Annotated in this window: 17 protein-coding genes and 2 pseudogenes; 13 read left to right on the top strand and 6 right to left on the bottom strand. The window is 62.6% G+C overall.

The genetic code is table 11. The features are described 5' to 3' along the window. The first annotated feature begins 83 nt into the window (after positions 1-83). The 5 genes from HEQ22_RS13525 (at position 84) to HEQ22_RS13505 (ending at position 5,346) form a co-directional block, all read left to right on the top strand. A complete protein-coding gene (locus tag HEQ22_RS13525) occupies positions 84-473 on the top strand; it encodes a DUF305 domain-containing protein (protein ID WP_432768397.1) in 390 nt (129 codons plus the stop codon). Between the two features lie 149 nt (positions 474-622). Continuing rightward, positions 623-988 (top strand): DUF411 domain-containing protein, encoded by a 366-nt coding sequence (locus HEQ22_RS13520; RefSeq protein WP_432768396.1) that lies wholly within the window; start codon positions 623-625, stop codon positions 986-988. 209 nt (positions 989-1,197) lie between these two features. Beyond that, on the top strand, positions 1,198-3,900 hold the full coding sequence (locus HEQ22_RS13515) for a TonB-dependent receptor domain-containing protein (protein ID WP_432768395.1): 2,703 nt from the start codon (positions 1,198-1,200) through the stop codon (positions 3,898-3,900). Positions 3,901-3,910: 10 nt separating this feature from the next. Further along, positions 3,911-4,615 carry a PepSY domain-containing protein gene (locus HEQ22_RS13510; RefSeq protein WP_432768394.1) on the top strand — a complete coding sequence of 235 codons (705 nt, stop codon included), beginning with the start codon at positions 3,911-3,913 and terminating at the stop codon, positions 4,613-4,615. Next, the gene (locus tag HEQ22_RS13505; RefSeq protein WP_432768393.1) at positions 4,612-5,346 is read left to right on the top strand and encodes a PepSY domain-containing protein; all 735 of its coding nucleotides are present in this window, start codon (positions 4,612-4,614) and stop codon (positions 5,344-5,346) included. The genes HEQ22_RS13510 and HEQ22_RS13505 overlap by 4 nt, the downstream gene beginning before the upstream one ends. Before the next feature lie 10 nt (positions 5,347-5,356). On the opposite strand, the gene hutC is transcribed toward HEQ22_RS13505, so the two are convergent. The 5 genes and pseudogenes from hutC to HEQ22_RS13480 all read right to left on the bottom strand — a co-directional run. After that, positions 5,357-6,157 (bottom strand): histidine utilization repressor, encoded by an 801-nt coding sequence (gene hutC / locus HEQ22_RS13500; protein WP_432768392.1) that lies wholly within the window; start codon positions 6,155-6,157, stop codon positions 5,357-5,359. A gap of 63 nt (positions 6,158-6,220) precedes the next feature. Then, on the bottom strand, positions 6,221-6,976 hold the full coding sequence (gene arsH / locus HEQ22_RS13495) for an arsenical resistance protein ArsH (RefSeq protein ID WP_432768391.1): 756 nt from the start codon (positions 6,974-6,976) through the stop codon (positions 6,221-6,223). A gap of 5 nt (positions 6,977-6,981) precedes the next feature. Continuing rightward, the gene (gene arsB / locus HEQ22_RS13490; protein WP_432768390.1) at positions 6,982-8,046 is read right to left on the bottom strand and encodes an ACR3 family arsenite efflux transporter; all 1,065 of its coding nucleotides are present in this window, start codon (positions 8,044-8,046) and stop codon (positions 6,982-6,984) included. 11 nt (positions 8,047-8,057) lie between these two features. Next, positions 8,058-8,180: pseudogene (locus HEQ22_RS13485) on the bottom strand (arsenate reductase); the annotation flags it as partial. A 176-nt stretch (positions 8,181-8,356) separates the two neighbouring features. Continuing rightward, positions 8,357-8,677: pseudogene (locus HEQ22_RS13480) on the bottom strand (ATP-binding protein); the annotation flags it as partial. 23 nt (positions 8,678-8,700) lie between these two features. Between HEQ22_RS13480 and HEQ22_RS13475 the strand changes: the two are divergent. Continuing rightward, positions 8,701-10,596: an integrase gene (locus HEQ22_RS13475; protein WP_432768389.1), complete on the top strand. Its 1,896-nt coding sequence runs from the start codon at positions 8,701-8,703 to the stop codon at positions 10,594-10,596. A gap of 183 nt (positions 10,597-10,779) precedes the next feature. Here HEQ22_RS13475 and HEQ22_RS13470 read toward each other — a convergent pair whose 3' ends face one another. Next, complete coding sequence (locus tag HEQ22_RS13470; RefSeq protein WP_095388658.1) at positions 10,780-11,658, bottom strand: LysR family transcriptional regulator; 879 nt, start codon at positions 11,656-11,658, stop codon at positions 10,780-10,782. Positions 11,659-11,754: 96 nt separating this feature from the next. On the opposite strand from HEQ22_RS13470, the gene HEQ22_RS13465 reads away from it, so the two are divergent. The 7 genes from HEQ22_RS13465 (at position 11,755) to HEQ22_RS13435 (ending at position 18,096) form a co-directional block, all read left to right on the top strand. Then, complete coding sequence (locus HEQ22_RS13465) at positions 11,755-12,564, top strand: type 1 glutamine amidotransferase domain-containing protein (RefSeq protein ID WP_380791092.1); 810 nt, start codon at positions 11,755-11,757, stop codon at positions 12,562-12,564. 2 nt (positions 12,565-12,566) lie between these two features. Next, positions 12,567-13,022 carry a VOC family protein gene (locus tag HEQ22_RS13460; RefSeq protein ID WP_432768388.1) on the top strand — a complete coding sequence of 152 codons (456 nt, stop codon included), beginning with the start codon at positions 12,567-12,569 and terminating at the stop codon, positions 13,020-13,022. Beyond that, entirely contained in the window at positions 13,022-14,128 is a 1,107-nt protein-coding gene (locus tag HEQ22_RS13455) for an NADH:flavin oxidoreductase/NADH oxidase (protein WP_409592751.1), read from the top strand. The genes HEQ22_RS13460 and HEQ22_RS13455 overlap by 1 nt, the downstream gene beginning before the upstream one ends. Then, positions 14,125-15,276, top strand: a complete 1,152-nt coding sequence (locus tag HEQ22_RS13450) for an L-dopachrome tautomerase-related protein (RefSeq protein WP_095388659.1) — start codon at positions 14,125-14,127, stop codon at positions 15,274-15,276. Before HEQ22_RS13455 ends, HEQ22_RS13450 begins: the two co-directional genes overlap by 4 nt. Positions 15,277-15,352: 76 nt before the next feature. Continuing rightward, positions 15,353-16,093, top strand: coding sequence for an SDR family oxidoreductase (locus tag HEQ22_RS13445; RefSeq protein ID WP_037473338.1), 741 nt, complete (start codon positions 15,353-15,355; stop codon positions 16,091-16,093). A gap of 111 nt (positions 16,094-16,204) precedes the next feature. Then, positions 16,205-16,498, top strand: coding sequence for a putative quinol monooxygenase (locus tag HEQ22_RS13440; RefSeq protein ID WP_037473339.1), 294 nt, complete (start codon positions 16,205-16,207; stop codon positions 16,496-16,498). Between the two features lie 458 nt (positions 16,499-16,956). Continuing rightward, positions 16,957-18,096, top strand: coding sequence for a glutathione-independent formaldehyde dehydrogenase (locus HEQ22_RS13435; RefSeq protein WP_432768387.1), 1,140 nt, complete (start codon positions 16,957-16,959; stop codon positions 18,094-18,096). Positions 18,097-18,113: the final 17 nt, after the last annotated feature.

Raw genomic sequence — 18,113 nt, 5'->3', positions numbered from 1 at the left:
GCGGCGGGGCAACAGATAGGAGAATTGCCGTGAAGTCAGCTTATCGAAGCCTCGCCTGGCAAACGCTCGTCGGCGCCGTTATCATGTATCTCGTCATGTTCGTGATGATTGATCGTCTGTCGAGCTTCTACAACAATCTCAACATGGCCTATATGACGCTCATGATGGTGGCGCCGATGGTCGTCCTGATGATCATCGCCATGCCCGACATGTTTCCTGACAAGCGCCGAAACATCCTCCTTTTGGGCGGAGCGGCGCTCGCCTTCTTTGGCAGCTTCGGGCTCATTCGCACGCAGACCACGATCGGCGACCAGGCCTTCCTGCGGTCGATGATCCCGCATCATTCGGGCGCTGTCCTCATGTGCGCGCAAGCCCGCCTCTCGGACCCCGAGGTGCTTGAATTGTGCCGCGGCATCATTGCGGGCCAAAAGGCAGAGATCGACCAGATGAAGCGAATATTGGACCGAAAATGACGCCGACCTCAAATTACAGCCGGCGAAGCCTTCTTGGCTTGTTCGCCGTTGCAGGCGGTGCCGCGCTTGTTGGATGCGATCGGCGGCCTGCTGCCGGAACGGATACGGCGGGGGCCGCTTTGCCGGCAAGCAGCGGCGGGAGCCAGGCGATGCTCGTTTACCGCGACCCCGAATGCGGCTGCTGCGAGGCGTGGGCCGATATCGCACGCAAGGCTGGCTATAACGTGACTGTCGAGAGTCGCGCTGACATGGCCGCAGTGAAGGAACGCTATGGCGTTCCGCCCGACCTGGCGTCGTGCCACACCGCGATCGTTGCCGGCTATGCGATCGAAGGTCATGTGCCGATGCCGCATGTCGCAAAGCTGCTCCGTGACAAGCCGCGCAACATCCGGGGGATCGCCGTTCCCGGCATGCCGCGGGGCTCGCCGGGCATGGAAATGCCCGATGGGAGCCAGGACGCTTTCGATGTGATGGCGTTCGACATGCAGGGCAAGGCGTCGATCTTTTCCGCTTAGGGCGGGGCCAATTTGGGGCGCCGAGGCGCGACATCAAAAAAAAGTCATTTTCCGGTGAGGGGTAGATGCTTCGGGTGCGTATTATACTCACCGGCTATGGGTCGTGTATCTTCATCTAAGATATTGATCTTTAAGACAATTTTCTGTTGACCTGTATATACATTTGATGCTCTCTCCGGTGCATAACGCAACCAGAAGGGGGTTTCGCCATGAAGTTCAGGACAGTTTTGCTTGCCGGCGCTGCGGTTTTTGCGGGCGTTTCGGCGCCAGCCCTCGCTCAAAGCGAGTCGGCACCCGAGGCCGGAGCGGATAGCGCGAGCAGCGGCAGCGATATCGTGGTGACCGGGTCGCGTATCCGCCGGCAGGATCTCGCGGGCGTTGGGCCGGCGACGGTCGTTTCGGCCGAGCAGATCGAGAACACCGGGGTCGTGAATATCGAGACGGTGCTGCAGCGCCTCCCCGCCAATGCGGGCTTCGCGGGCAACCAGACTTCGGCCTACTGGACTGGCAACGGCTACGGCACCGCGCAGGTCAATCTGCGTGGTCTCGGCATCAAGCGCACCCTCGTGCTGCTCAACGGCCGCCGCCTCGTCGCCGGCGGCACGGGCGCGAACTCGTCGCCCGACCTCAACATGATCCCGGTCGTCGCGCTCGCGCGCACCGACGTCCTCAAGGACGGCGCGTCGGCGATCTATGGCGCCGATGCGATGGCGGGCGTCGTCAACCTCGTCACCCGGACCGACTATGAAGGTCTTGGGATCAGCGCGCGGCAGGGGATCACCGAAAAGGGTGATGGCTCGGATTTCACCGCAGACCTGATCTGGGGCATGCGCAACGACCGCGGCGGTTTCATGGCCGCGGTAACCTACCAGAAGACCAGCGCCGTAAACATGGCGACCCGCGCGCCCTGTTCGCTGGCCGAAACCACCCCCGGCACACTTGGCTGCGTCAACAGCGCATCGACGATCGGCGGACGCGCGGTGCTGCCGAACGGCCAGCAGATCAACTTCAACCAGGTGCTCGGCGGCAACGGAAATTTCTTCGAACCCTACAGCGCGGCGAAGCATAATTTCAATTCTGCCCCGTTCCTCAACGCCGTCAGCCCCGTCGAGCGCGTCAGCACCGCCTTCTTCGCCGACTATGACCTGACCGACAATATCGAGGCGTTCGGCGAATTCCTCTACACGTTCCGCAAGTCGAACCAGATCGCGACGCCCGGCACGCTGCGCAACCTGTCGATCGCGGCGAGCAACCCCACCAACCCGACCGGCCAGAATATCGTCCTCATCCAGCGGCGCCTCGCCGAACCGGGTGCGCGCCAGTTCTTTCAGGAAACCGATACCTGGCAGGGCACCTTTGGCCTCCGCGGCAAGCTGTCGAACGACTGGGGCTGGGAAGTCGCGGGCAGCTTCGGCCGCAATACGGCGGTCGATGGGTCGACCAACATCGCCAATCTCGAGCGCGTCGCCAACACGCTCGACACCAGCAAATGTAGCTTGGCGGCCGGGGCTTCGATTCCCTGCGCCGATTATCTCGGCTTCGGCGATCTGACGCCCGAGGTTCTCGATTATATCCTCTTCACCTCGCGCGACCGCGGCGGCAACGAGCTAGCGACGGTTACGGCTGATCTCAACGGCGATCTGTTCAAGCTGCCTGCGGGGCCCGTCTCCTTCGCGGCGGGTGTTGTCTATCGCAAGGAAAAGGGCTGGCGCGATCCCGATCCGCTGACGGTGCTCGGTATTGCCAACACCAACCAGCAGGACCCGATCTCCGGAACGAGCACCGCGAAGGAGGCCTATCTCGAACTGTCGGTGCCGATCCTTGCCGATGCGCCCTTCTTCCAAGCGCTGACGGCGGGCGGCGCGGTGCGCTATTCGGACTATGACCTGTTCGGCAGCGACTGGAACTATAAGGCGAGCCTCGACTGGGTTATCAACGACAGCTTCCGCCTGCGCGGCACCTATGGCACCGGCTTCCGAATTCCCAACGTCCCCGAACTGTTCGGCGGCGTGTCCGAAGGCAATCTGACCACGACCGATCCGTGCTCGCGCTATGCGACGAGTGGCAATGCGACGCTAATCGCCAATTGTCAGGCATCGGGCGTGCCAGCGAACTATGTCCAGCTGGGCACGACGATCCTGACGACAGTGGGCGGCAACGAGAATCTGAAGCCCGAAAGCTCGACGACCTGGACCGTCGGCACCGTGATCTCGCCGAAGGGGCTCATCCCGGGCCTGTCGCTCACCGCCGACTGGTTCGACATCAAGATCAAGGATGCGATCCGCGCCATTCCCGGATCGACCAAACTCGGCATCTGCTACGCGAGCCAGAATCTGTCGCATCCTTTCTGCGAGGATTTTACGCGCAGTCCGCTGACAGGCGAGGTCACCTTCCTGTCCGCCCAGCCGATCAACACCGGCCGCGAGGAAATGAACGGGCTCGACCTCGGCCTCGTCTATAATAACAACATCGGCAGCGTGAATGTCTCGTTCGACGTCAACCTGACCTACCTCAACAAATATGTCGTGCTGCCCTTCCCGGGCGGCGCACCGATCGATTTCGACGGCTTCATCGGCGGCGGCAACGGCGGCTATCCGAAATGGCGCGGCTATGGTGTGCTGACCGCCGAAAAGGACGGCGTCAGTGCGACCTGGTCGACCCAGTGGATCGGCAAGGCGACCGACTTCAACGCGGCGCCGGGTGACATCGGCTACAGCACCCCCAACGTCTTCTATCACAATCTCCAGGTCGCTTTTGAGATCGACGACAAGACCCGCTTCCAGGTCGGTGTCGACAATCTGTTCGATCGCAAGGCGCCCTATATCCAGAGCTTTACCGATGCGAACACCGACACGATGACCTACGATCTGCTCGGACGGCGATTCTACGTCGGCTTCCGGACGGCTTTCTGAGGGTAGCGCAATGGCAATTCGTTGGCCGCTGCTTGTTCGGCGAACGCATAAATGGCTGGCCTTGGTGGTCGGCGTCCAGGCTTTGCTCTGGACGCTGACCGGCCTCTACATGGTCGTCGTCCATATCGACATCATCCACGGCGATAACCTGGTGCGCGCGCCGGCGACCGAAGCGTTCGATCTGGCGGGGCTCGCGCCGCCGTCGCGGATTGTGGCCACCGCACCCGGGGTTTCGGAAATCCGCCTGCAGCGATTCTTCGGGTCGCCCGTGTGGCGCGCTGAGACGCCCGACGGCGCGAAGCTGTTCGATGCCCGCTCGGGTGCGCCGCTGCCTGCCCTGACCGAGTCCCAGGTCCGGTCGCAGGCGCGGCGCATCTACACCGGCGACGGCGCGATCGTGTCGGTGCGCCTGCTCACCAAGGCGCCACAGGAGATGCAAGCGCGCAAGCCGCCCTATTGGCAGGTCGAGTTCGAAGGCTGGAACCGTCCGACGCTTTATCTGTCGCCGCAGACGGGCGAGCTCATCTCGCGCCGCCACGCGCTGTGGCGTGTTTTCGACTTCGCCTGGATGCTCCACATCATGGACTATGACGAACGGACCGACGTCAACAACCCGCTGCTCCGTGTCGCGACCTGGAGCGCCTTCGCCATGGCGCTGACAGGCGCATGGCTGCTGATCTGGTCCTTCAAGCGCCGCAAGAGGAAGACGGCATGAAACGCATTCGGCTGACGCCGCTCTTTTTCCGCCGCATCCACAAATGGGTCGGGCTTATTCTCGGGCTCCAGTTCCTCCTCTGGGCCTTGAGCGGCTCGGTCATGGCGCTGCTCGACAAGGACAAGGTCGGCGGACACGGCGGCGGGATGTCGCATGCGCATCCTTTGCCCGCCGGCGAATATTTCGACGTTGCCGCCTTGCCGCGCGGCGAGCCTGTCACCGGCGTGGTCTTGCGCGATCTCGGCGCGCGGCCGGTCTATGAGCTTCGCACGCCGAAGGGCACTCGCCTCGTCGATGCCACTACCGGCAAGGACATGCGCGTCGATGAAGGCATGGCGCGCGAGGTCGCGTCGATGATGAACGAGGCGCCGATCCAAAAGGTCAGCATATTGGCAAAGCCCAATCTCGAGGCGCGCGATCATGACGGTGCGATGTGGCGCGTCGACTTTGCCGACGCCGAGAACAGCAGCGCCTATGTCTCGCTCGACACCGCGCGTTTCCTTGTGATGCGCGGCGATACTTGGCGGACGTGGGACTTTTTCTGGATGCTCCACAATATGGATTATGTGAACCGGAAGAGCTTCAATCACCCGCTGATCATCTTCGTGGCCTTCGGCGCGCTGTGGCTTTCCGGGACCGGCTTCTATCTGCTCTTCAAAAGCTTTAGCCGCGCCGATTTCCGCTGGTTGCGCCGGCGCCGCAAGCCTGTGGTGACCCGCAGCACAGCCTGACTATCGGTCGTCAATCGTCGATCGAGAAGGCGGCCGAGAGTTCGAAGCGCGAGCCGGGATGCGTCAGCCATGCGTGGCTGACGAGACGTGAGTGGCTCCATGTCCGGCGCGTCATCCGCAGCACCGGCTCGGCATCCGACAGCCCAAGCATGCCGTGCGTTCGCGCGTCGGGCATCTCAGCGCGGATGCGGTGCTCGACCCGTTCGAGCGGCGCGGTTTGTGTCAGATATTCGTTCGGCGTCGTCTGCGTGAAGTCCATCTTTCCATAGTCGGGGGCAGCCGACGCAAGCACAAAGCGCTCTTCGAGCTGGATCGGGAATTCCGCTTCGTGATGGACGATGATCGAGTGGAACAATTTTGTCCCCACCGGGACTTCCAGAAGCGCAGCCATTTCGGCATTGGCCCGGATCTCGTCATTCTGCACGACACGGGCACGATAAACATGACCGCGCTCGCGTATTTCTTCCGCAATATTGCGGATTTCGATGATCTGGCCGATCGGTTTCGGCTCCGCAATGAACGACCCGCTACCGGCGCGGCGGACCAATATGCCCGCGGCCTGCAGCTCGCGGAGGGCTCGGTTCGCGGTCATGCGCGATACGTCGAACTGCTGCACCAGTTCAGCTTCCGAAGGAACACGGTCGCCAGGCTTCAAGTGGCCGTCCCGAACGGCATCGCAAATGCTTTGCTTGATTGCCGCATAGCGTGGCGCTGCGCGGCTGTCCTTGACCTCTGCTTCGCCTGGCCGGGAACCGGCTGAACCTTTTGAGTTGTTTGAACCGCTTCCGGCTGTGCGAGGGCTGAAATCCATAACCCGTCTATACAGGTTGGTGCGGGGAAATTCCAAGCGGCTGAACGGGCGAAGGAAAAAATATCATGTCCCCGGTAAACCCGCCATCTCGGCCGGCGTGATGACAGGCTCGTTGCGGTCCTTGCGCTCCGAATAGCGATCGACAAGCTGGTCGGCATGGCCGCGCGTCAGCACCGTGAACCGGACCAGCTCCTCGGCAACATCGACGATGCGGTCGTAATAGCTCGACGGAAGCATGCGGCCCGCTTCATCGAACTCGGCATAGGCCTTCGCGACGCTCGACTGGTTGGGGATCGTGATCATTCGCATCCAGCGGCCGAGAAGGCGCAGCGTGTTGACGCTGTTGAACGACTGCGATCCCGCCGACACCTGCATCACCGCGAGCGTCCGTCCCTGCGTCGGGCGAAGCCCCTTGTAGGCGAGCGGCAGGTGATCGACCTGCGCCCTCATGATGCCGGTGATCTGGCCGTGGCGCTCCGGGCTGCACCACACCTGGCCTTCGGACCAGAGCGAATGCTGGCGCAGTTCCTCGACCGCCGGATGATCGTCGTCGACGATCAGGTCGGGAAGTGGCAGGTCGGAGGGATCGAAGACGCGCATTTCGCAGCCGAACAGCTGGAGCAGGCGTGCGGTCTCCTCGACGACGAGCCGCGAATAGGAGCGTTCGCGTAAGGATCCGTAGAGCAGCAGGATGCGCGGCGCCGGATCGAGCGGGCCAAGCCCGAGGCCGGGCTGCGACCGTATATATTGGGGGCTCAGCGCCGGAAGATGATCGGGGTCGGCGAGTGCGCGCAACCGGGAGAAAGTCATGGCGGACATGTTGATCAGTCTTTCGCGGGGGTGGAGGCCGGAAACCAGCGGCGTCCGAACCAGAAGACGACGCTCACCAGCAGGATCAGCACCGGCACCTCGACGAGCGGGCCAATGACCGCTGCGAAAGCGACCGGCGAGGCAAGGCCGAAGGCGGCAATCGCGACGGCGATCGCCAGTTCGAAATTATTGCCCGCCGCGGTGAAGGCGACCGCCGTCGTGCGCGGATAATCGGCTTCGATGAGCTTGCCCATCCAGAAGCTGATGACGAACTGCACGACGAAATAGATGGTGAGCGGGATCGCGATCCGCACGACGTCGCCCGGAATGGTCACGATCTCGCTCCCCTTGAGGCTGAACATCGCGACGATCGTGAAGAGCAGCGCGACGAGGGTGATTGGCGCGATCTTCGGCAGGAAGCGAGTCTCATACCAGTCGTTGCCCTTGGCGCCGGCGAGCAACTTGCGGGTGAGGAAGCCTGCCAAGAAAGGGATGCCGAGATAGATGAGCACCGCTTCGGCGACGGTCCAGAAGCTGACGTCGATCACGCTGCCTTCGAGCCCGAAGAGTGGCGGCAGCACGGTCAGGAAAAACCAGGCATAGACGCTGAAGAAAAGAATCTGAAAGATCGAGTTGAAGGCGACGAGCGCGGCGACATATTGATTGTCGCCCTTCGCAAGCTGGTTCCAGACGATCACCATCGCGATGCAGCGCGCGAGGCCGATGAGGATCAGGCCGGTCATATATTCGGGTTTGTCGGACAGGAAGATCACCGCGAGCGCGAACATCAGCACCGGGCCGATGATCCAGTTCTGGATCAGCGAGATCGCAAGGACGCGCTTGTCCTCGAACACCCGCGGCAGTTCTTCATAGCGGACGCGCGCGAGCGGCGGATACATCATCAGGATGAGGCCGATCGCGATCGGGATGTTGGTCGAACCCCAGGAGAGGCTGTCGATCGCGGCGGGGAGCCCGGCGAAGGTCGAGCCGAGCAGGACGCCCAGCGCCATCGCGAGGAAGATCCACAAGGTCAGAAAGCGGTCGAGGAACGACAGGCGCTCGCGCTTCGGTTGCGTCATCGAATCTCTCCTCAGGCGCCCAGGCGGTTGCCGGCGTCGTCGACGACCTGTTCGCCGTCTTCCTTGGCGAAGGCGCCGCGCTGCCGCGCCGGGATAAGGTCGAGCACCTCTTCCGAGGGGCGGCAGAGCTTCACGCTGTCAAACGGCGTTCAAACGGGACCCCCGATCGGCGTCGAAGAAGGACCCCCTTGCGGATATGATAGGGGTTTGTCGAGGTGAGCCTTGCGCTGCGTGCGGCGGAGGGCGGGCGTAGCCCGCCCGGAGGCGCACGCAGCGCAAGATAGATTTTTGAAGGCGGCGAAGGTGGCGGTCAGCTGCGGTTTTTGAAGCGCCAGCTATCGTTGCCCGTCTCGACGATATCGCAGTGGTGGGTGACGCGGTCGAGCAGCGCCGTGGTCATCTTGGGATCGCCGAAGACGGTGGGCCACTCGCCGAACGCGAGGTTCGTGGTGATGATGACGCTGGTGCGCTCATAAAGCTTGCTGATGAGGTGGAACAGCAACTGCCCTCCCGAGCGTGCGAACGGCAGATATCCAAGCTCGTCGAGCACGATCAGGTCGAGCCGCGACAGCTGCGCCGCCAGGGTCCCGGCCTTGCCGATCCGGGTCTCCTCTTCGAGGCGTGTCACCAACCAGCCGAAGCGAGGTTGTGCGAATGAGCTTATACGAACGGATCGAGCAGGAAGGACTGACCAGCGAGCAGGTAAACCATCTCTTTCGAGAGGAGATGGTGCGGTATCGCAACATGCTGGCGCATCAGTTGGCGGTGATCGAGAAGGACGGTGAGGGCAATGTCACGGCTCGCTTCCACCAGATGCTCTCGATCTATGCAGCGTTTAACGGCGATTTCATCGCAAATGGCTTCGACGACTATATGGGCATCGATTACATCGGGTCATTCGACAAGCGCTTTCCGTCGCTGGACGACGAGGCCCGTGCCAATCTTTATGCAATGCTTTCCCAAGCCGGCGATGTTCCAGGCAATTTGCTGAATGAGGCAAAGGCATTGCTGGAGCGGCTCGACATCGAGCCAGCGGCTGACCGCATCGAAATTGCCCGGCAGATCATGTGTGGGGCACGGTTGACGGCCGCGGCAACCTACGACAGCCCCGAAGTTCGCGCCATCGAACACAGCTTGGCGCTCATGAACGCGCTCGGGCGAGCGCCTCCCCAGACTTCGATGCCTCCCCCGATCTCCGCCCCCGCGCCTCCAAACGCGTGGACCGCCAGCACCATTGTGCCTGCGCCAGCGTCGACATTCAGCGATTCGCAGAACTATTATGCCGACCTTAGCCCGATGCAGGCGGTAGAAAAATATATGGAGCTGAAACCAAAGGCCCGTGGACGGGACGACGCGCCGGTGTTGAACGAGGGTGCGAGCCCCAAAAGGCGCAAATCGCAGCCGAAAGTCTGGGGTGCCAGCCAGAAGCGTCAATTCAAGGCCGCGCCCTTTCTTTTCGGCAAGTCGAACAATGGCAAGGCCCTGGCAGCAACAAGCCAAGAAGACCTCAACCGGCTTTACGACCAGTTGAACCGGTTACCGTCGTCGCATCATAAGTCGCCCCGTCATGAAGGGATGTCATTGGAGGACATTTGCAGCGAGGCGCTCGATCGTCTTGCGGAAGCAGAGGAGCAAGGTGAAGAAGTTTCGATCACGATCGGACTCGACGTAGGCACCATCAACCGCCATTTCGCCAACCTCAAGAGATTGTGCTCGTGGCTGGCGACAAAGACGCCCATGGCGCCGCTTGATTTCTCGGATTTCATCCTCGAGGAGGATGACATGGACGAGCGCAACGAGCGCGACCCCTATACGATTGCGCAGGGCGAGGAATTGTTTCGTCTCGGCATATGGACCGGCGGTACGGGCGTCGATTTGCCTCAGCGTTTGTCCGTGACGCCGGGAGGCTCGATTTGGCACGACGCAGCCTATTGGGTCATGCCGCTGGTCTGGTATTCAGGCATGCGACGCGAGGAAGCTTGTAAGCTTTTGGTCGACGATATCGGCGAAGAAGACGGTATCTTTTTTGTCAACATCAGGAAGACGTCCGCGGGCGGCGTCAAGAACGCGACCAGCGTCCGTAAGATTCCTATTTGCGACGAGCTGCGTCGCTTGGGCTTCCTGCATTATGTCCAAGCCATGAACGAAGCTGGCGAGCAGTACCTCTTTCCAGAAATTCAGCCCGGTCGCACAGGGCGTGCGCTGGGGGATGTCTTTTTCAAGAATGTATGGCTTCACATTAAGCAACGTCTGACGCTCGTTAAGCCGGGACAGGCGGTCCACAGCGGCCGGCATATGGTTAGCACTGAACTGAAGATGCTACAGACGTTCGAAGAATTTCGGTCGGACCTCCTCGGTCAAAAGACTGGTGGGGAGAATGCGAGTCGATACGCGAGCGCCACGCGCCTCCAAATCTTGTTCGATATTGTAAACCAGATACCCAAGGTGACAGCCCATCTGCCAGATGCCGTAGAAATCCGGTTGCTACCCGTTTGCATGCGGGGCGCGCGGCCAACTCGCGAGAGCGCCGGGCGGCGCAAGCGCGGTTGACACCATGTCGGACTAAATATCAAATAATCACTGGGTGGCTAAGCCATCGTTTACGGCCGCTATGCGCCCACATCCGGCCGTTCGGCCTTGTCGCCGACGATCCCGAAAGCCGCCGTTCGTTCGCCAGCGCTCAACTGGTTCAGACCCGAAATTGTGCTGACGGCCCAGCAGGCGTGGCCACAATTATATTTGGAGTGCAGCAATCAGGGCGTCCCGAGCCATGGCCACGCGCGGGTGTCGCAGCGATGAGCGTGCCCACACAAGGTAGAAAGCGTTGAGCGGCACCATGATCGGCGCGGGTATCTCGATCAGCGTGCAGGCAGCGCGTTCGCTGCGGGTGAGATAGCCGGGCAGTACCGTCCAGCCGAGGTCCGCGTACAATCCCGACCGTAGCACCCTCAGATCGGGCGCGGTCAAGGCGGGCTGGCTAGTCAGCTCGATCTGGTTTGCATGGAGCCAGGTTCGCAGCAGCGGCCGGTCAAGATCGTAGGCGAGGTGGGCTGTTTGATTAAGCCCTTCGACCAGCGGCAATTCGGCAATCCGCATGGCCACGGCGGGAGAGGCTACGGCGCGCAGGTGCTCTTCGCCCAGCGCATGGAAGGCCAGCCGCGGATCTTCGGGTTTCGAGGCGGTGACAGCCAGATGCACCCTGTCTTCGAGGAGCATGGCATAAAGCGCCTCGCGCCCGCCGATATGCAGGCGCAGGTCCAGCCCTGCTTCCAGCAGCGGAGCCAGTCGGGGCGTGATCATCTCTCCCAGCAGGTCCGACGGTGCGGCGATGTGGACCGTGCCCGAGATGCGCGACGATCGGGCCCGCGCGCTGGCCAGTGCCGATTCCGCCGTGTCGAGGCTGCTTCCGATCGAAGCCGCCAGATCGTCGGCAATCGCTGTTGGTCGAACACCCCGCGAATGGCGATCAAACAAGGGACGGCCCAATTGCGCCTCGAGCGATGCGATGTGCTGCGACGCAGCCGGTTGGGTAATGCCGATTGCCCGGGCCGCCTCGCTCAGTGAACGACGGCGGTAGACTTCGACGAAGGTGCGCAACTGCAGGAGGGACATTGCGGTTCCATAAGCGGATTTATGGCCGTCCGCCATTCCCGCTGGATTTCATGATGCCGTTCCCGGCGTATCTAAGCCGCCGAAAGGCACGATCGAATGAAAAATCGCCGCCAACTGCTGAAAGCTCTCACAGCTGTCTTTGTGGCGGGTGCGGCTGCGCCGGGTGCGTTTGCTCGTGTCCCCGACATCAATGGAACAGGACAATTGACGATGACCCGCATTCTGATGGTGGCCACCTCCGCCGACCGCATGACCCCTGGCACCGAACCGACGGGTGTCTGGCTCGAGGAACTTACCACCCCGTATTATGCCTTCCGCGATGCGGGCGCCGAGGTGACGCTTGCCTCGATCAAGGGCGGCGCCATCCCCGTCGACCAGCGCAGCGTCAATGCCGACGGCGAGAACGACGCTTCGGTCGAGCGCTATCTGAAGGACGAGGCCCTGAAGGCCGAGGTTGTCGGCACGCCGGTGTTCACCAGCATCGATCCCGGCGGCTACGACGCGCTGTTCCTGCCCGGTGGCCACGGCACCATGTTCGATTACCCGGGCAGCGACGAACTGGCCCGCCTGGTCGAACGCTTCGACCGCGAAGGCAAGATCGTCGCCGCCGTCTGTCATGGACCGGCAGGGCTGGTCTCGGCGAAGAAGGCCGATGGCACGCCCCTCGTGGCTGGCCGCCGTGTCGCGGGCTTCACCGACAGCGAGGAGCGCGCGGTCGGCCTCGATCAGGCGGTGCCGTTCCTGCTCGAAACGCGCCTCAAGGAACTTGGGGGCAAGCACGAGGGCGGCCCCGATTTTGCCCCCTTCGCCCTACGCGACGGCAATCTGGTGACCGGTCAGAACCCCGCCAGCGCGGCGCGCACCGCGGAACTCGTGATGGAAGCCCTCAAGGAAAAGGTCGCCTGATCATGCGCTATCTCCACACCATGCTGCGCGTCGCCGATCCCGAGTCGTCGATCCGTTTCTTCACGCTGCTGGGTCTCAAGGAGACCCGGCGCATGGAGAACCAGGCCGGGCGTTACACGCTGATCTACCTTGCCGCCGACGAGGATTTCCGCGGCGACGGCGAGCAGGGCGATGCCGAGGTCGAGCTGACGTACAACTGGCCGCCCGAGGACGGCAGCCCTGCCGAGACATACACGGGGGGCCGATACTTCGGCCATCTCGCCTATCAGGTCGACGACATCTACGAAATCTGCGCGCGGCTGCAGGCGGGCGGCGTGACGATCAATCGCCCCCCGCGCGACGGGCACATGGCGTTCGTCCGCTCTCCGGACGGGATCTCGATCGAACTGCTGCAGCAGGGCGAACACAAGGCTCCGGTCGAACCCTGGGCCTCCATGCCCAACACGGGCGAATGGTGATGGCGAAATTGTTCGAAACGATTGAGGTTGGCGGGCTGCGGCTCGCCAACCGCATCGTTATCGCGCCGATGTGCCAGTATTCGGCAGTCGACGGCGCGATGACCGACTGGCACCAGATGCATCTCGGAGAGTTGGCGCTCTCGGGCGCGGGCGCGCTGACGATAGAGGCGACCGCGGTCAGCCCGGAAGGGCGCATCACCTACGGTGACGTCGGCCTGTACGATGACCGTACCGAAGCGGCGATGCGAAGCGTGCTCGAAAGTGTGCGCCGTTGGTCGGACATGCCGCTTATCATCCAGCTGGCCCATGCCGGCCGCAAGGCGAGCTGCGCCAAGCCGTGGCACGGCGGAACGCAGATCGCCCCCGATGCGGAGAATGGCTGGCAGACCGTGGCACCCAGCGCCATCCCATTCGCTCCGGACGACCATCCCCCTGTCGAACTGGACGAGTCAGGGCTTGCCCGCATCCGGGAGGCGTTCGCGGATGCCGCCCGGCGCGCCGGCAGGCTCGGCATCGAAGCCATCCAGATCCACGCCGCGCATGGCTATCTGCTCCACGAGTTTCTTTCGCCGATCTCCAACCGGCGCGGCGACGACTACGGCGGCAGCCTCGACAACCGGATGCGGTTCCCGCTCGAAGTGTTCGATGCCGTGCGCGAAGCATTTCCGGCCGACCGCCCGGTGACCGTCCGCGTTTCCGGGACCGACTGGGTTGAAGGCGGCTGGACGGCGGAGGAAACCGCATTGTTTGCACAGCAGCTGGAGCGGCGCGGTTGTTCGGCAATCCACGTCTCCGGCGGCGGCCTCGACCCGCGCCAGCAGATCCCTGTCGGCCCCGGCTATCAGGTGCCGCTGGCGCGGACGGTCAAGGACGCGGTCGCCATGCCTGTCGTGGCGGTCGGAATGATCACCGATCCGCATCAGGCGGAGCGCATCCTCGAAGACCGGCATGCCGACGCCATAGCGATAGCCCGCGCTGCGCTGTGGGATCCGCGCTGGCCCTGGCACGCCGCCGCCGCGCTTGGCGCATCGGTCAAGGCGCCCCCGCAATATCTCCGGTCCGAGCCCCAGGAAGCGGGCCGCATTCTCAAGGAAATGATCCCATGAAAATCTCCGTCAAACTGCTTCTTGCCGCGGGCGCGGCTTTAACGCTCGCCGCCTGCTCGACGACCCGCGAGAGTGCATCCGCGCCCCAGATCGAACAGGTCGCGACCTTCGATGGCGCGATGCCGACTGGCGTGACCGTCGCCCCCAACGGGCGCATTTTTGTCAACTTCCCGCAATGGGGCGACAACGCGCCGTTCACGGTGGCCGAGTTGGTCGACGGCAAGGCGGTGCCTTATCCCGACGCCGCGACCAACCGGCCCGATCCGGCCGACCCGGCGGGGCATTTCATCTCGGTGCAGAGCGTGGTGGCCGATGGCGCCAACCGCCTCTGGGTGCTCGACACGGCGGCGCCCAATTTCTCCCAGCCCCAGGCCGGCGGTGCAAAGCTGGTGGCGATCGATCTTTCAACCAACCGGGTGGTGAAGACGATCGTTCTGCCGCCCAGCGTGGTGCTGCCCACGACCTACCTCAACGACGTGCGCTTCGATCTGCGTCAGGGCGCCGAGGGCGTCGCCTACATCACCGACAGCAGCAACGCCGGTGTCGGCGGCATCATCGTCGTCGATATCGCCAGCGGGCGTGCGATCCGGCGCCTGTCGAACCATGCGACGACCAACCCCGAGCGCGGCTTCACCCCGGTCGTCGACGGCGCGGTGCTCATGAACCGCCCGGCCGACGGCCCCGCGACGCCGGTCGCGATCGCCAGCGACGCGATTGCGCTCAGCGCCGACGGCAGCCTGCTCTACTATGGACCGCTGTCGGGTCGCACGCTGCACGCGGTGCCCACGGCGCTGCTGCGCGATGCCGCGGTGTCCGAGGAGGGGTTGGGCCGCGCGGTCCGCAACCTGGGGCGCAAAGGCGCCTCGGACGGGATTGCCGAGGACGACAACGGCCGCGTGTTCGCCGGCGATTACGAGAACAACGCGATCCGCGTGCTCGACCAGGGCAGCTGGACGACGGTGGTCAGCGACCCGCGCATCAGCTGGCCCGACACGCTGTCGATCGGCACCGACGGCTACCTCTACTTCACCGCCAACCAGCTTCACCGCCAGCCAGGCTTCCACGGCGGGCGGGACTTGCGCCGCAAGCCCTACGAACTGCTCCGCATCAAGGTGGGCGCCGGTCCCGTCCTGTTGCGCTCGCAGTGACCCCATCAGGCCGGGCGGGCTCGCGCGGGGCCGCGATCCGGCGAAAAATCAACAACTGACTTGAAGGAATACAGTCATGACCAAGGGTATCGAAGGCAAGGTTGTTCTCATCACCGGCGGCAGCACCGGTATCGGCGCAGAAACCGCGCGGCTTCTCGCTGAACGCGGCGCCAAGGTGGCCATCGCCGCCCGGCGCAAGGACAGGCTCGACGAGGTCGTCGCGGACATCGCCGCAAGCGGCGGCACGGCACGTAGTTACGCGCTCGACGTAACCGACAAGTCGGCGGTCCAGTCTGTCGTCGCCGCGATCGTCGCCGACTTCGGCCGCCTCGACGTGCTGATCAACAACGCCGGGCTCATGCCGATCCGTCCGATGGCCGAGGTCAATACCGACGAGTGGGACCAGATGATCGACGTCAATCTGAAGGGTACGCTCTACGGCATCGCGGCGGCCCTTCCCGGTTTTCTCGAGCAGGGCAGCGGTCACATCATCAACCTGAGCTCGGTTGCGGGCATCAAGGTCTTCGCACCGGGCGGCACGGTCTACTCCGGCACAAAGTTTGCCGTCAGCGCGATCAGCGAGGGCTTGCGCCACGAAGTGGGGGAAAAGGTCCGGGTCACGTCAATCGAGCCTGGAGCTGTCGAAAGCAATCTGAAGTTCACGACATCCGGCACGGCTGCCGAGACGGTGCTGGACTTCTACAAGCAGGCCATCCCGGCGGCATCGGTGGCGCGTGCTATCGCGTTCGCTGTCGAACAACCTGATGACGTCGATGTCAACGCGATCGTCATCCGGCCGACCGCACAGGAGTTCTGATTTCGACGAGGAGGCGGGGCCGCGTGTGCTCCGCCTCATGGGGAACGTACCGGTCTGCTCGTCCGTTACTTTGCCGAATAATATCTGTCCGTTTCACTTGAGGAGTCATTTATGCCCAAACTTGCCCTGTATGTACCACTGAAGGCCAAGCCCGGAAAAGAGCGCGATGTCGCCGATTTCCTCACCTCGGCATTGCCGCTCGTTCAAGCTGAGCCGGGCACTCTGACCTGGTATGCGATCGAGGAAGGTCCCGGTGCGTACGCGATCTTCGATACGTTCGACACAGAGGATGATCGCCAGGCCCATCTTGACGGCAAGGTTGCCGCCGCACTGATGGACAAGGCAGACGAACTGTTTTCCGAACCGCCGCAGATTCACAAGTTCACCCTGCTGGCCGCGAAATAGCGGAGCGGTCGGCACCCTAAGCTGCCGTTTGGCTGCAGTGTAAGGCTCGTGTCTCCATCCCGAATGGATGCCCCGGCCGAACCGAGAAATGAGTAAATGAATACGACAGGCCATCCGCGATAGTGGATGGCCTTGTCTTTTGCGCTTATCACACCTCTGAATTTACTGATCAAGCGCCGTTGACGTGGCGCGATGTAGCGGCACGATTTGTTCGCGGGAAATTCTTGGGCACATCAACTTGGCGCGTTATTCGCCCGTTCTGGCCCAGTCTTCAGAAAACAGCCGTGAATCGATCCGAGAATGGCCCTCCGGGAAGGAACCTCTCAGGTAGCAGAAGGTTCAGGAAACTGAGATCACTTGGAATGGGTGCGATGTCCTCCGTCGTTGCGATGGACCGGATCAACACCAAGCTCTAGATTTGATGACGCGTTCAGAAGAGTTGCGAAAGGAAGAGATCCGTGAAAGCTGTCGTGTACAACGGGCCCAAAGATGTTTCTGTCGATACTATCGATGATCCCAAGGTCGAAAAGCAGACCGATGTTATCATCCGGCTGACCACGACCAATATCTGCGGGTCGGACCTTCACATGTATGAGGGCCGTACCAGCTTCGAGAAGGGCAGGGTCTTCGGTCACGAAAACCTTGGCGAGGTCGTCGAAGTCGGCTCTGCCGTAGATCGTATCAAGAAGGGCGATCGCGTGTGCTTGCCGTTCAACGTCGGTTGCGGTTTCTGCGAAAATTGCGAACGGGGTTTGACGGGTTTCTGCCTCACGACCAACCCTGGAACCGCCGGCGCAGCGTATGGCTTTGCCGAGATGGGTCCGTGGCAGGGTGGCCAGGCCGAGTTGATGCGTGTTCCTTATGCGGACTTCAATTGTCTGAAGCTGCCTGAGGACGCCGAGGAGAAGGAGGATGACTATGTCATGCTCTCCGACATCTTCCCGACGGGTTGGCATGGCGTCGAACTGTCAGGCTTCATGCCTGGCGAAAGCATCGCGATCTACGGCGCCGGTCCGGTCGGTTTAATGGCCGCGCACTCAGCCGAAATTCGCGGTGCCTCACAGATCTTCGTGGTCGATTCTCACGATGACCGCCTGAAACTGGCCGAGGCGATGGGCGCCATTCCGATCGACATGCGGAAGGGCGATCCCGCCCAGCAGATTCTTGACGCGACCGGCGGCCTCGGGACCGACCGGGGGGTCGAGGCGGTCGGATACCAGTGTTGCGATCGCCACGGCAAGGAGCGGAGCAATTACACGATGAACTGCCTCGTCAAGAGCACGAAGGCCACCGGCGGAATCGGCGTCGTCGGCGTGTTCATTCCGGAAGACCCGAACGCGCCCGACGATCTCCAGAAGGAAGGCAAGATGGCGTTCGACTTCGGCAACTTCTGGTTCAAGGGCCAGAAGATCGGCACCGGCCAGTGCAATGTAAAGCACTACAACCGGCGGTTGATGAAGCTTATCGAGCAAGACCGGGCCAATCCTGCCCAAATCATCTCGCACCGACTGCCGCTTGATCAGGCACCAGACGCCTACAAGCATTTCGACGAACGCGATGCTGGTTGGACGAAGGTTGTGCTCAAGCCGGGCACCTGACCTTAGCCTTCGACGGA

Origin of the sequence: Sphingopyxis sp. (assembly GCF_050916055.1) — a bacterium.
Lineage (GTDB): Bacteria > Pseudomonadota > Alphaproteobacteria > Sphingomonadales > Sphingomonadaceae > Sphingopyxis.
This window is presented reverse-complemented; position numbering and strand designations above follow the sequence as displayed.